This window comes from Mesorhizobium sp. M8A.F.Ca.ET.207.01.1.1, assembly GCF_004794715.1.
Taxonomy (GTDB): Bacteria; Pseudomonadota; Alphaproteobacteria; order Rhizobiales; family Rhizobiaceae; genus Mesorhizobium.
The window spans coordinates 102,788-115,597 of record NZ_SRUS01000010.1 but is presented as its reverse complement, the minus strand read 5'-3'; the positions used below and the strand labels follow the sequence as shown (position 1 = coordinate 115,597).

Genomic DNA, 12,810 nt, shown 5'->3' with positions numbered 1-12,810 from the left:
CCCTTATCCCTTGACGCCGGAGAGGGCGAAGCTCTCGATGATCTGGCGCTGGGCGATCAGATAGATGATGAGGATGGGAACCACCGCCAGGCTCGTCGCCGCCAGTTGCAGGTTCCACAGCGGCAGGCCGTAGCTGTCGTTGAAATTGGACAGCGCCAGCGGCAGCGTGAACTTCTCCAGCGAACTGAGGAAGATCAGCGGTTCGAGGAACAGGTTCCACGAATGCAGGAAAGTGATGATCGCGACTGCGGCAAGCGCCGGCCGCGACATGGGCAGCGCGATCTTCAACCAGACGCCGAAGCGCGACAGCCCGTCCATCTTGCCGGCGTCCTCGAGTTCCTTGGGCAGCGCCAGGAAGAACTGGCGCATCAGGAACGTCGCCACCACACCCTGCGGGCCGAAGACCGGCAGCAGGATGAGCGGCCAGTGCGTGTCGATCAGGCCCATGGCGCGGATCAGGAAGAAGTTCGGGATGATGGTGACCTCTTCCGGCACCATCAGCGCCATCACCAGGAACAGCATCAAAAGGCCCGCACCCGCAAAACGGATGCGCGCCAGCGCATAGCCCGCCAGCGAGGCGATGAACAGGGTCAACGCCGTCACCGTCGCGGCAATGTAGAGCGAGTTGAAATACTGCCGCGCGAAGGGCTGATAGGTGAACACTTCCGCAAAATTCTCGAAGCGCCAGACGCGCGGGATCAAGGTCGGCGTGCCGAAGATTTCGGTGGTGCTCTTGAAGCCACCGGAAATCATCCACAGGAACGGGAACACGAAGGGCACCGCCAGCAGCAGCAGGGCCACGGTCCAGCAGATACGATAGAGGATTTCGGTCCGGCGCGCGGTCACTCCATATCCCTCCGCCGCAGCATCACCTGCACCAGGGTCAGCGCCATGACGATGATAAACATGATCAGCGCCAGTGCGGCCGCGTAGCCGACGTTGAAGAATTTGAAGCCCTGCTGGTAGATGTAGAACGCCAGTACCAGCGTGCCGTTTTCCGGGCCGCCGCCGGTCATCTGGTAGATGTGGTCGAACACCTTGAACGACCCGATCGTCGTCAGAACCATGATGACGAGCGTCGTTGGCGCAAGCAGCGGCCAGGTGATCATGCGGAAGACCTGCCAGCGCGAAGCGCCTTCCAGCGTCGCCGCTTCCTCGTAGTCGCGCGGTATCGACTGCAGCGCCGCGATGTAGAGGATCATGTTGAGCCCGACCATCTTGATGACGCGGGTGACGATGACCGCCGCCATCGCCCAGTTGGGCTCGCGCAGCCAGTTCGGACCGTTTATGCCGATCCAGGCCAGCATCTGGTTCACGGCGCCGCCTTCACCTTGCAGCATGAATTTCCAGACGATCGCCCAGGCAATCGCCGACGTGACCACCGGCGCGAAGAATACCGTGCGAAAGAAGACGACGCCGAAGAACGGCCGCGACAGCGCCAGCGCAAGCGAGAGCGCCAATGCCATGTTCAGGGGCACGAGCCCCAGCGCGAAGATCACGGAATTGCGCACGACATGCCAGAAGTCGGGGTTCTCCAGCAGGACGTTGTGGAAATTGCGGAGCCCGACGAACGTCGCCTGTTGGCTGAGCAGGTTCCACTCGGTCGTCGAATAGTACAAAATGGCGACCAGCGGGCCGAGGAAGAAGATCAGGAAGCCGATCAGCGTCGGGCTGACGAACAGCCACGCTTCCAGCATTTCCCTGGTCTTCAAGGTCAGCCACGGCGCGCCCGCAGCGCGCGCCGCATTGTCCCGGAATGCCTTGCCGGCCACGAAGCGGAGCCCCTGTCAGAGCAGCGGCTGGATGGCTGCGCAGACGCCCTTCAGCGCCTCTTCGACATTGGCGTCGGCCCGCCACAATGCGTCGACGCGCGGCGCCATCGCCGCGAAGATCTGCGGCACATGCTCATGCGAGGGATGGACGCGGCCGTTGACGATCGCGGCGGCCACGCTCTTCATCTGTTCCGGCGGGATCAGCTTGTTGGAATTGACGAAGGCGTCGCTCTCCAGGACGCTCTTGCGGGCCGGCGGGAAGAACTGCGCCATGACAGCCACATTGTCCTTGCTGGTCATCTCGGCGACCAACTGGGCGGCGAGCTCCGTGTTCTTGCCCGATGCAAAGACGGTCAGCGCGGCCTGGCCGATGACCGGAGCCTCGCCGGCCGGTCCCGAAGGCAGCGGAGCGATGCCCCATTTGAAACCCGCCTCGGGCATCTTCGAGGCCCGTGAGATCTGGTTCACGGTCATCGCCGAATTGCCGGAGAAATAGTCGCCCTGTTCCCCCGGCGGCACGATCGACTTGTCCTTGAACACCATGTCGTGGAGCTGCTTGACGGCGGCCACCGCTTCCGGCTTGTCCAGGCCGCACTGGCCGTTGGCCCACAGATCGCCGCCATAGGCGCGCACGGGTGGCAGCAAGGCGTGCGTCATGCGCGATGCATAGCCTTCGCCGTCCTTGAACTCGAAGCCCCATTTGCCGGGATTGGCGTCGGTGACCTTCTTGGCGACCTCCTGGAATTTCTGCATGTTCCACTCGCCTTTCGCGGCAAGCTGGTTGGGATCTTCGAGACCCGCTTTGTCGAACATGTCCTTGTTGTAGTAGATCAGGAAAGGCGAGGTCGAGAACGGCATGCCGTAGACCTTGCCGTCGTTTTGCCAGAGCGCCATCGCCGGCTCGGAGAAATCCTCGAAATTGTATCCCTCGGTCGCCTTCAGCGTCGGGCCGATGTCCATGAGCAGGCCGGCGTTCTCGAAGGCCGGTGCGGCATCTTCCATCATCCAGGCGATATCGGGGGCGTTACCGCCGGCGACCTGGAAGGTGAGCTTCTGCGTATAGTCGGCGACCGGAACGGTCTCGAACTTCACCGTGACGCCCGGGTGCTTGGCGATGAAACCCGCGGCGATGCCGTTCAGCATCTTGAGATGGGCCTCGTTGCCGGTCCACACCGTCATCCGGAGTTCCTGGGCCATCGACTGTGCCGATAGGGCGCACAGCGCCACGGCCGATAGTGCGAGCTTGATTGCGGTCTTCATGATTTCCTCCCGAAACGCTGATGGTCACTCAACAACTGTGGGCGCGATATCAATGGCCCGGCCGGCGGCGTGTGGTCATGCTGTCGCTCCTGGCAAGGCACCGGGCGCGTCACCGATCGTCCAACCGCCATCGACGGGGATGTCGGCACCGGTGATGTAGCGGGCGGCGTTGCTGCACAGGAAAACGAAAGCGCCGACGACGTCGTCGGGCTGGCCGTGGCGTCCGGCGGGAATCTTCGCCGCAACCGCCTGGCGGAAAGCGGCGTCCCGGTACCGCTCGGCGGTGGCCTCCGTCTCGATCGCGCCGGGCGATACCACATTCATGGTGACGCCGTGCGGCGCGACGTCACGCGCCATGGCGCGCACCGCCGTCAGTTGCGCCGCCTTCAGCGACGCGTAGACGATCGTTTCGGCGCGCGGCCGCCTCGCCATCACGCTGCCGGTCGCCACCACGCGCCCCCATCCGCGCTTTGCCATGGCTGGAACCAGCCGCGTGGCCAAGGTGAACAGGGCCGTGAAGTTGGCCGCGACATGTGCCTGGATATGCGCTTCGTCGACTTCGTCCCAGGCACGGCGTCGCTCGATCGCGCCGTTCGAGACCAGGATGTCGATGGCGCCGTCCGCGACCTCGCACGCGAAGGCCGACATTGCCCTGCTGTCGGTGAAGTCGGCCTCGAGGACCGCGGTGCCGGGACCGATGGCCGCAGCCGTGTCGCGCGCTCCGGCGGCGTCGCCGAAATGGTGCAGCGCGACCGTGGCCCCCTGCTGGGCAAGGGCGATCGCAACCGCGCGCCCGATGCCGGAGCTGGCGCCGGTGACCAGCGCTCGACGACCGGCAAGGGAAAAACGGTCCTGGCTCAAGGCGACGGCTCCCCGAGCTTGTCGGCGACCTCGAACGAAGCGATGTCGGCCGCGTCGAAGTGTTCGTGAATGCGCCGGTCCGCGAGGTCGGTGTCGCCCGCCGCGATCGCGTCATGGATTGCCTGGTGCCGTTCAACGGTGGCGCGCCAATCCGCCTCGGTGCGATTGGAGCGTCGTGAGAACAGCTCCGAAACCTCCCGTTGGACCGAACGCATCCCTTCCATCTGGATGCGGATCATGGAATTTCCAGTGGCTGTCGCGAGGCCGAGGTGGAACATGATGTCGGCCTGTGTGAAATCACCCGGTTTGCCAATGCCGGCCCGCATGTCGAGCAAAGCCTGGCGCATTAGGTCCAGCCCCCGAGGGTCGCGGCGCTCGGCGGCCAGCCGGGCGATGCCGACCTCGATGACCCGGCGCATCTCGTTGGCTTCCTGAAGCCGCGTCAGGCTTGAACGGACGGCATAGGCATAGATGCGGTCCATCGGCTCGCCGCTGAGTGCCTTGGCGCGCGCGACCTTGCCTTGCTGCGTCGACACCAGGCCCGCGCTGGTCAGCTGGCGCAGCGCCTCGCGTGCAATCGGCTTGGAGACGCCGAACTCCCGGGCGATCTCGCCTTCCGGCGGTAACGCCTCGCCAGGGGCGATGCGTCCGTCGAACAGCGCCGCTGCGATTGCATCGGAGACCCCATCCGCAAGGCGTGATGGGCTCGCGGGCTTCACGGCGAAAATCGATTTGCGTGCTGCTTCTGTGACCATTCGGGATCCTCTTTTGGCTGCCTAGCACGATTGTCTCAAACATAGCAACTAAGTTTTCTGGTTGCTAAGTTTATAAGTGAGCGTTATGACGAGCCATCCGCAGGGACGAGGGAAATCTGATATCGATGCGCATGAGCGATCCAACCGCGGCCGGGCCGTTGAAGATTGCCGAGGTGATAGCCCATCCCCTCAGTCAGACGCTGCCCAGGCCTACGGTCACCTCATGGGGCGTCTACGAAAAGGTGTCGCTGGTTCTGGTCGAAGTGCGCACCACAGACGGCATTGTCGGGGTCGGCGAAACCCTGGCGCGATTTTCACCCAAGGCCTATGTCGAGTTGATCGAAAGCTCGCTCAGGCCGCGCCTGCTCGGCCAGGACGCCCGCAATATCGGCGCCTTGTGGCAGTCGATGCGCCGCGCTTTGTCGGGCAGGGCAGGCGGTATGCTGATCGAGGCCATCGCCGGCGTCGATATCGCGCTATGGGATATACTGGGCAAGGCAACCGGACAGCCGATCGCCAAACTTCTTGGCGGCGTCGGACGTCATCGCATCGACGTCTACGCGGCGGCCGTCAACTGGGTTGATGACAAAGCCGCCGACGCTGAACTCGACCGTTACGTGGCCGAGGGTTTTACACGCATCAAGGTCAAGATGGCGCGTCCTGTGCGCGACGCTTGCAAGCGCATCGAGCGCATCCGCAAGCGGGCCGGAGACGCGATCGGGCTCTGTGTCGATGCGAATTGGGCCTACAATCTGGACGAGGCCGTCGAGGTTGGCCGTGCGCTTTCGGCAAATGGCTATTTCTGGTTCGAGGAGCCGCTGCAGCCGGAGAACGAGCAGGGCTATGAGGAATTGCGTCGGCGCTGCGACGTACCGCTGGCCGCGGGCGAGAGCAATTTCACCCTCGACCAGGCGCAACGCCTGATCGCCAACCGCACACTGTCGGTGCTGCAGCCCGACGTGGCGCGCGCCGGCGGCATCTCCGAGACGCGCCGCATGGCCGAATATGCCGCCGCGCATGACGTCCGCTACGCTCCGCATATCGGCATGTCCGGCATCGTCTGCGAGACCGCGAGCGTCCACATGGCTGCCGCGATGCCGAACTTCGGCGTGATGGAATGCGAGTGTGATGCCAGCCCGTTCAAGACGCATCTGGCCGATCTCGCGCCCGGCTGCGTCAGGCAGAAGAACGGCACGCTCGATGTCCCGCAAAAACCCGGACTCGGCATCGAAATCGATTGGAAAGCCGTCAAGAAACTGAAAGCCGAATGAGGCCGAAGACCAGATGAAGAACCAGACTCCAAACCAGACCGGCGACCTGACCGAGGCGATGCGCCTGGCGCTGCTGCGCGCGGACCCCGCGCTCAGCCGTTTCGACCCGCTGCCGCGGATATTGTCGTTCGACAATTTCGCGCGCGGTCATTGCGGCTGGTCGCAGCTTGTCGGCAACTACGAGGACGATCTCGACACCATGCTGCCGGGCTACGCGCAGCACACCAGCGCGATGCTGTCGACGCTCGCCCACTGGGACGCCGGCTCGCATGGCGGGATGGATTCGTCCTATGCCCTCAAGATCGCGACACGACCGGTGGCGGGCGCCCGCAACGTCGCCATCAAACGCCACACATTCCGCAAACGCGGGCCGATCCGTTTCGAAATTTATTTTACCTTCAAGCCGGAGGCCAACACGCTGAAGCTGTCCGAAACCGACGTGCGCTCCGTCGGCCTCCTCTTCGATCTGCAGGGTGGGGACCAGGACGGCAACAACGATCGCGTCATGCCGCATCTGCGCTTCTTGAACGCGTTCGACGGCCAGCATCTGCAGAAATGGCAGTACAAGCGCGAGACCGAAAGGATCACCCCGATCGGCACCGACAACAAGACGATCAGCCACTACCATCTGTCGCCGGAAGGCTGGGTCGATCTTCCCGGCGGATCGCAGCGTCTCTGCTACAACGAAATCCCTACCAAGGTGAACTGGACGTATTTGTGCTTCGATTTCGATCTGGCAACGATGACGGCGCTCGGGCTCAGGTGCAACGATCGCAGCTTTGATCTCTCGGGCTTCGATTCGATCCGCATTCCGGCGATGAAGAACCTGTGGTGCATGCTCAACTTCGGCCTTTTCGCCGAAACCGACGTCGCCAAACGGGCCTTCCTCTACGTCGATTCCATCTGCATTTCGGGAGATTTCTGATGCTGCCCGAGAACATCACCGCGGTCGTCTCCCGCAACGAGTGCTGGCGTGGCGAAGCCGCCAGCGAGCCCTACGAGGCGGGATGGGCGCGCGAGGCGATCTTCTTCGTGCGGGCACTCAAGCAACCCGTCGGCCCCATCGCCACGGCATGGGTCGAGGTCTCGCCGGACGGCATGCACTGGCTGCGCGAGGGCACCGAGTTTCCGATGCCAAAGGAGCGCGACGCCGTGGCGATGGCGCGGCTAGCCCATTTCGGCAACTGGCTGCGCGTCGCGGCAAGGTTCGACAGCGGCGCCGAATGTACCGTGCTGGTGACGCTGCACCTGAAGGCCTGAACCGGCTCGCGCCAACGTCACAGGCCTCGCCTACGGCTGGCCATCCCTCTTTCGATCTCATGGAGAAATCATGATCGACGTATACGCCACATTTGCCCCGGACAGCTTTGCCGGCAAGACCGTGCTGGTGACCGGTGCCGCGAGCGGCATGGGTTTCGAAACCGCCCGTGCATTCCTCTCCAAGGGGGCCGAGGTCGTGATGTGCGACCGTGATGCGGAAGGCCTTGCAAGGCGCCATGACGAGCTGGGCGGGATGGCCGGGACGCCGCACAAGGTGGTGGCCGACATGGGTGATCCCGACAGCATCGGGCGCATGTTCGACTATTGCGATGCCAGGCTGGCGCGGCTCGACAATGTCGTCACCTGTGCCGCGATCATCACCGCCAAGCGAATCCCCGACCAGGATTGGGCGCACTGGCAGCGCGTGCTGGGCGTCAACTTGCTGGGCACCTTCTTCACGGTCCAGGGCGCGGTGCAGCGCATGCAGGGCAGCGGCGGGGGAAACATCGTCTGCGTGGCATCGGACGCCGGCGTGCATGGCGGTGGCGGCCTTATCGCCGACACGGCCTATGCGGCCTCGAAGGCCGGCACGCTGTCGCTGGTGAAGTCGGTCGCGCGCGAACTGGCGGGAAAGGCGGTGCGCATCAACGCCCTCAATCCGGGGCCGACCGATTCGCCGATGCATTCCCACATCGACCCTGCCCTCAAGGACCGTATCGCGGCCAATCTGCCCATACGCCGCATGGGCCGGCCCGACGACATGGCCGCCGCGATCCTGTTCCTGTGCTCCGACGCCGCGAGCTTCGTCTATGGCGCGGCGCTCGACGTCGATGGCGGTTCGATGTTCCGCTGACCGGCGGGGCCGCCGCCCCTGCAACGCTCGCCGACCGTTGCCGCCATTATGGTGTTCAGTCGGTCGGGCGGTCCGCGGCCGAACGCCGTCCATCGATCCACAAGGCAAGCAAGGTGCACGCCGCGCCCGAGAGCAGATAGGCGCCCGCCGCGATGAGGCCGAAATTGCCGGCCAAAAGCAATGCCGCGAGTGGCGCGAAGCCGGCGCCGAACATCCAGGCGAGATCCGAGGTTATCGCCGAGCCGGTATAGCGATGCTGTCGCGAGAAGCTCGATGCGACGACGCCCGACGACTGCCCGAAGCTCAGCCCCAGCAGGATGAAGCCCAGCACCATGAACAGGGCCTCGCCAACGGTGCCCCCGTCCAGGAGCTGCGGGGCAAAGCCGCTGAACGTCGCGATGGCGATCGCCGAACCGCCGAGCAGCGCGCGGCGTCCGACCCGATCGGCGAGCGGGCCCGACGCGACGATGGCGGCGATGCCGAACAGCGCGCTCACCGCCTCGATCGCCAGGAAGCGCGCCGGCCCCTCATTGGTGAACAGGAACACCCAGGAGAGCGGAAACACCGTCACCATGTGGAACAGGGCGAAACTCGCCAGCGGCGCGAAGGCGCCGACGACGACGTTGCGGCCCTCGGCCCTGATCGTGTCCCTTATGCGCGTCGGCTGGAGGTCGCCGCTCTCGTACAGTTTCGAGAATTCTGGCGTCACTACGATGCGCAGCCTGGCGAACAGGGCCACGACATTGATGGCGAACGCGACGAAGAACGGATAGCGCCAGCCCCAGGCAAGAAAGTCGTCGGCCGACAGGTTGGCGACGAAGAAGGCGAAGAGAGCGCTGGCCACGATGAGGCCGATCGGAGCCCCCAGTTGCGGGATCATGGCATAGAAGCCGCGCCGGTTCCGTGGCGCGTTCAGCGCCAGCAGGGAGGGCAGGCCGTCCCACGTCCCGCCGAGCGCCACGCCCTGCCCGATGCGGGCCAGCGCCAAAAGCCAGATCGCGATCGCGCCGATATCGCCATAGGCGGGAAGGAACGCGATGGCGACGGTCGAGGTGCCGAGCAGGAACAGCGCGATCGTCAGTTTCGCACCGCGACCGTAGGCGCGATCGACCGCCATGAACAGGACGGAGCCGAAGGGACGGGCGATGAAGGCCAGCGCGAAGATGGCGAAGGAGTAGAGCGTTCCGACGAGCGGATCATGCGTCGGAAACACCAGCTTGGGGAACACGATGACGGACGCGATCGCATAGACGAAGAAGTCGAAGAATTCCGACGTCCTGCCCACGATCACGCCGACCGCGATATCGCCCGCGCTGACCTGGCCATGATGCGAGCCGATCAACTCGCTGTTTGTTTCGGCAGTCGAAGTCTGAGCCATCTTGTCCGTCGCCACCGCGTGGATGAAATACCCGGGACGCATTTGTAGCAATCCCATTGTGCAATGCACACTGCGCCAGACCCGGCCCGGCTGGGCATTGGACAAATTGTCCAATGTCACCGTGCCGTCGCCGGCAGTAGCCCTCTGTCGATACCGCACTGCAACATCGCAACGCGCTGCGGCGATCCATCGAGGGCAGTGTCTGATGAAACGATTTGGAGCCTTGCTTCTGCTTTCCCTGGCCGGGCTGTTGAGCGGCTGCGACATGGTCGTGCTCGCGCCGGCGGGCGATGTCGCGGCCCAGCAGCGCGACCTGCTGGTGGTCTCGACCCTGCTGATGCTGATCATCATCGTGCCTGTCATGGCGCTGACGGTCTTTTTCGCCTGGCGCTACCGGCAATCCAACGCCTCGGCGACCTATGCGCCGGACTGGGACCATTCGACGAAATTGGAACTGGTGATCTGGGCGGCACCGCTCCTCATCATCATATGCCTTGGTGCGCTGACCTGGCTCGGCACCCACCTGCTCGACCCATACCGCCGCATCGACCGGATCGAACCCGGCCAGCCCGTCACTCAGCTTCACAAGCCCCTCAGGGTCGAGGTCGTGGCGCTCGACTGGAAATGGCTCTTCATCTATCCCGATTACGGCATCGCCTCCGTCAATGAGCTGGCGGCGCCGGTCAACCAGCCGATCGATTTCCGCATCACCTCGTCGGCGGTGATGAATTCCTTCTACATCCCAGCCCTTGCCGGACAGATCTACGCGATGCCGGCGATGGAGACGAAGCTGCACGCCGTCATCAACCGGCCGGGCACCTATAGCGGTTTCTCCGCCAACTACAGCGGCGCCGGCTTTTCGGGCATGCGTTTCGCCTTCCACGGCCTGTCCGACCAGGCCTTCGACCAGTGGGTGGCACAGGCCAGGACCGCGTCGGCGGCGCTCAACCGCGACAGCTATCTCGAACTCGAAAAGCCGAGCGAGAACGAACCGGTCCGGCACTACGCCTCCGTCGATCCCGACCTCTATGGCGCCATCCTCAATCTGTGCGTCGAGCGCGGTAAGATGTGCATGAACGAGATGATGTCGATCGACGCCAAGGGTGGTCTCGGTCTTGCCGGTGTGCGCAACACCTTGCCGCTGCAATACGACAAGCTCGCGCGGCGTGGCGCGGTGTTCGGAAACGACCCCTCCTATGTCGCCAGCATCTGCACGGCGGAAGAGGCGGCTGCCGTCTCACGCGCGTCGCGCGATGCCTGGCCGAGCTATTGGCCGGCGAAGAACCTGTCGCCGCTTCGCGGGGCGGGGCTGCTCCGGCCAGGAACAGACAGCCGCAGCGCCGAGGCGGATACGCCGCCTCTCGGCCTGCTGCGGCGTGAATTGTGAGAGACAGCCGATGCCCGATACGCTGACCAAATTCATTTTCGGCCGCCTCACCTTGGAGTCGCTGCCGCTGCACGAACCCATCGTCGTCGCCACCTTCGTCGCTGTGGCGCTCGGCGGCATCGCGCTTCTCGGCGCGATCACCTATTTCAAGCTCTGGACCTATCTGTGGCGCGAATGGTTCACCAGCGTCGACCACAAGAAGATCGGCATCATGTACATGGTGCTGGGCCTCGTCATGCTTTTGCGCGGCTTCTCGGACGCCATCATGATGCGGCTCCAGCAGGCCATCGCCTTCAACGGCTCCGAGGGCTACCTGAACTCACATCACTACGACCAGATCTTCACCGCCCACGGCGTCATCATGATCTTCTTCGTGGCGATGCCCTTCGTCACCGGGCTGATGAACTTCGTCGTGCCGCTGCAGATCGGGGCGCGCGACGTGTCCTTCCCATTCCTCAACAATTTCTCGTTCTGGATGACGGTCGGCGGCGCCATCCTCGTCATGGCCTCGCTGTTCGTCGGCGAATTCGCCCGCACCGGCTGGCTTGCCTATCCGCCGCTCTCCGGCATCGGCTACAGTCCCGACGTCGGTGTGGATTATTACATCTGGGCGCTGCAGGTGGCGGGTGTCGGCACGACGCTGTCGGGCATCAACCTGATCTGCACGATCATCAAGATGCGCGCGCCCGGCATGACTATGATGCGCATGCCGGTCTTCACCTGGACATCGCTCTGCACCAACGTGCTGATCGTCGCCTCCTTCCCGGTGCTGACGGCGGTGCTCTCGCTGCTGGCGCTCGATCGCTATGTCGGCACCAACTTCTTCACCAACGACTTCGGCGGCAACCCGATGATGTATGTGAACCTCATCTGGATATGGGGTCACCCGGAAGTCTACATCCTCATCCTGCCGCTGTTCGGCGTCTTTTCCGAGGTCACCTCGACCTTCTCCGGCAAGCGCCTGTTCGGCTACACCTCGATGGTCTACGCCACGGTGGTCATCACCATCCTGTCGTATCTTGTCTGGCTGCACCACTTCTTCACCATGGGCTCGGGCGCCAGCGTCAATTCCTTCTTCGGCATCACCACGATGATCATCTCGATCCCGACCGGGGCGAAGATATTCAACTGGCTGTTCACCATGTATCGCGGCCGCATCCGCTTCGAACTGCCGATGATGTGGACGGTGGCCTTCATGCTCACCTTCGTTGTCGGGGGCATGACCGGCGTGCTGCTTGCCGTGCCGCCGGCGGACTTCGTGCTGCACAACAGCCTGTTCCTGATCGCCCACTTCCACAATGTCATCATCGGCGGCGTGCTGTTCGGCCTGTTCGCCGGCATTGCCTACTGGTGGCCCAAGGCCTTCGGATTCAAGCTCGATCCGTTCTGGGGCAAGGTCTCGTTCTGGTGCTGGGTGGTCGGCTTCTGGTTCGCCTTCATGCCGCTCTACATCCTCGGCCTGATGGGCGTGACGCGCCGCATGCGTGTGTTCGATGATCCCTCGCTGCAGATATGGTTCGTCATCGCCGCCTTCGGCGCGGTGCTGATCGCCTGCGGCATCGCCGCCTTCCTGATCCAGATCTTCGTCTCCATCCGCAGGCGTGAGGCGCTTGCCGATCCGACCGGCGATCCCTGGGACGGCCGCACGCTCGAATGGTCGACCTCCTCACCGCCGCCCGCCTACAATTTCGCCTTCACGCCGGTCATTCGCGACAACGATGCCTGGTGGGACATGAAGCAGGCCGGCTACATCAGGCCGCTCGCCGGCTTCAAACCGATCCACATGCCCAGCAACACCGGGACCGGCATCATCCTAGCCGCCTTCAGCGTCGCGCTCGGCTTCGGCCTGATCTGGTACATCTGGTGGCTGGCGGCGCTGAGCTTCGTCTGCCTCATCGCCACCGCGATCGCCCATACCTTCAATTATCACCGCGACTTCCACATTCCGGCGGCCGAAGTCTCGCAGACGGAGAAGGCGAGGACCACGCTCCTCGCCGCTCAGGGTTAGGGTTT

At 63.9% G+C, this 12,810-nt stretch carries 12 protein-coding genes; 6 read left to right on the top strand and 6 right to left on the bottom strand.

Features of this window, described 5'->3' with window-relative positions; translation table 11 throughout:
- Positions 1–3: 3 nt before the first annotated feature.
- The 5 genes from EN850_RS26270 to EN850_RS26250 all read right to left on the bottom strand — a co-directional run bounded on the left by EN850_RS26270 (position 4) and on the right by EN850_RS26250 (position 4,648).
- Positions 4–846 carry a carbohydrate ABC transporter permease gene (locus EN850_RS26270; protein ID WP_136092593.1) on the bottom strand — a complete coding sequence of 281 codons (843 nt, stop codon included), beginning with the start codon at positions 844–846 and terminating at the stop codon, positions 4–6.
- Entirely contained in the window at positions 843–1,697 is an 855-nt protein-coding gene (locus EN850_RS26265) for a sugar ABC transporter permease (protein WP_136092637.1), read from the bottom strand. Before EN850_RS26265 ends, EN850_RS26270 begins: the two co-directional genes overlap by 4 nt.
- A gap of 90 nt (positions 1,698–1,787) precedes the next feature.
- Positions 1,788–3,032, bottom strand: coding sequence for a sugar ABC transporter substrate-binding protein (locus EN850_RS26260; RefSeq protein WP_136092592.1), 1,245 nt, complete (start codon positions 3,030–3,032; stop codon positions 1,788–1,790).
- Positions 3,033–3,107: 75 nt separating this feature from the next.
- Positions 3,108–3,893 carry an SDR family oxidoreductase gene (locus EN850_RS26255; protein ID WP_136092591.1) on the bottom strand — a complete coding sequence of 262 codons (786 nt, stop codon included), beginning with the start codon at positions 3,891–3,893 and terminating at the stop codon, positions 3,108–3,110.
- Positions 3,890–4,648: a FadR/GntR family transcriptional regulator gene (locus tag EN850_RS26250; RefSeq protein ID WP_136092590.1), complete on the bottom strand. Its 759-nt coding sequence runs from the start codon at positions 4,646–4,648 to the stop codon at positions 3,890–3,892. Before EN850_RS26250 ends, EN850_RS26255 begins: the two co-directional genes overlap by 4 nt.
- A 131-nt stretch (positions 4,649–4,779) precedes the next feature.
- On the opposite strand from EN850_RS26250, the gene EN850_RS26245 reads away from it, so the two are divergent.
- From EN850_RS26245 to EN850_RS26230, 4 genes are all read left to right on the top strand, one after another.
- On the top strand, positions 4,780–5,919 hold the full coding sequence (locus EN850_RS26245) for a mandelate racemase/muconate lactonizing enzyme family protein (RefSeq protein WP_135916934.1): 1,140 nt from the start codon (positions 4,780–4,782) through the stop codon (positions 5,917–5,919).
- A 58-nt stretch (positions 5,920–5,977) separates the two neighbouring features.
- A complete protein-coding gene (locus EN850_RS26240; RefSeq protein WP_136092636.1) occupies positions 5,978–6,844 on the top strand; it encodes a DUF6772 family protein in 867 nt (288 codons plus the stop codon).
- A complete protein-coding gene (locus EN850_RS26235; protein ID WP_127870883.1) occupies positions 6,844–7,179 on the top strand; it encodes a hypothetical protein in 336 nt (111 codons plus the stop codon). The genes EN850_RS26240 and EN850_RS26235 overlap by 1 nt, the downstream gene beginning before the upstream one ends.
- A gap of 70 nt (positions 7,180–7,249) precedes the next feature.
- Positions 7,250–8,032 carry an SDR family oxidoreductase gene (locus EN850_RS26230; RefSeq protein WP_127870884.1) on the top strand — a complete coding sequence of 261 codons (783 nt, stop codon included), beginning with the start codon at positions 7,250–7,252 and terminating at the stop codon, positions 8,030–8,032.
- Positions 8,033–8,087: 55 nt separating this feature from the next.
- Here EN850_RS26230 and EN850_RS26225 read toward each other — a convergent pair whose 3' ends face one another.
- Positions 8,088–9,410, bottom strand: coding sequence for an MFS transporter (locus EN850_RS26225; RefSeq protein WP_136092635.1), 1,323 nt, complete (start codon positions 9,408–9,410; stop codon positions 8,088–8,090).
- A 205-nt stretch (positions 9,411–9,615) separates the two neighbouring features.
- Here EN850_RS26225 and cyoA point away from each other — a divergent pair, with 205 nt between their 5' ends.
- A complete protein-coding gene (cyoA, locus tag EN850_RS26220; protein WP_135880977.1) occupies positions 9,616–10,797 on the top strand; it encodes a ubiquinol oxidase subunit II in 1,182 nt (393 codons plus the stop codon).
- A 10-nt stretch (positions 10,798–10,807) separates the two neighbouring features.
- Positions 10,808–12,805, top strand: a complete 1,998-nt coding sequence (gene cyoB, locus EN850_RS26215; RefSeq protein WP_136092589.1) for a cytochrome o ubiquinol oxidase subunit I — start codon at positions 10,808–10,810, stop codon at positions 12,803–12,805.
- The last annotated feature ends 5 nt before the right edge of the window (positions 12,806–12,810 follow it).

Excerpts from the sequence above, each read along its gene's own strand:
- cyoA (WP_135880977.1), top strand. The coding sequence starts at position 9,616 with ATGAAACGATTTGGAGCCTTGCTTCTGCTTTCCCTGGCCGGGCTGTTG.
- EN850_RS26250 (WP_136092590.1), bottom strand. The coding sequence starts at position 4,648 with ATGGTCACAGAAGCAGCACGCAAATCGATTTTCGCCGTGAAGCCCGCG.
- EN850_RS26230 (WP_127870884.1), top strand. The coding sequence starts at position 7,250 with ATGATCGACGTATACGCCACATTTGCCCCGGACAGCTTTGCCGGCAAG.
- EN850_RS26265 (WP_136092637.1), bottom strand. The coding sequence starts at position 1,697 with ATGCTGGAAGCGTGGCTGTTCGTCAGCCCGACGCTGATCGGCTTCCTG.
- EN850_RS26245 (WP_135916934.1), top strand. The coding sequence starts at position 4,780 with ATGAGCGATCCAACCGCGGCCGGGCCGTTGAAGATTGCCGAGGTGATA.
- EN850_RS26260 (WP_136092592.1), bottom strand. The coding sequence starts at position 3,032 with ATGAAGACCGCAATCAAGCTCGCACTATCGGCCGTGGCGCTGTGCGCC.
- EN850_RS26235 (WP_127870883.1), top strand. The coding sequence starts at position 6,844 with ATGCTGCCCGAGAACATCACCGCGGTCGTCTCCCGCAACGAGTGCTGG.
- cyoB (WP_136092589.1), top strand. The coding sequence starts at position 10,808 with ATGCCCGATACGCTGACCAAATTCATTTTCGGCCGCCTCACCTTGGAG.
- EN850_RS26240 (WP_136092636.1), top strand. The coding sequence starts at position 5,978 with ATGCGCCTGGCGCTGCTGCGCGCGGACCCCGCGCTCAGCCGTTTCGAC.
- EN850_RS26225 (WP_136092635.1), bottom strand. The coding sequence starts at position 9,410 with ATGGCTCAGACTTCGACTGCCGAAACAAACAGCGAGTTGATCGGCTCG.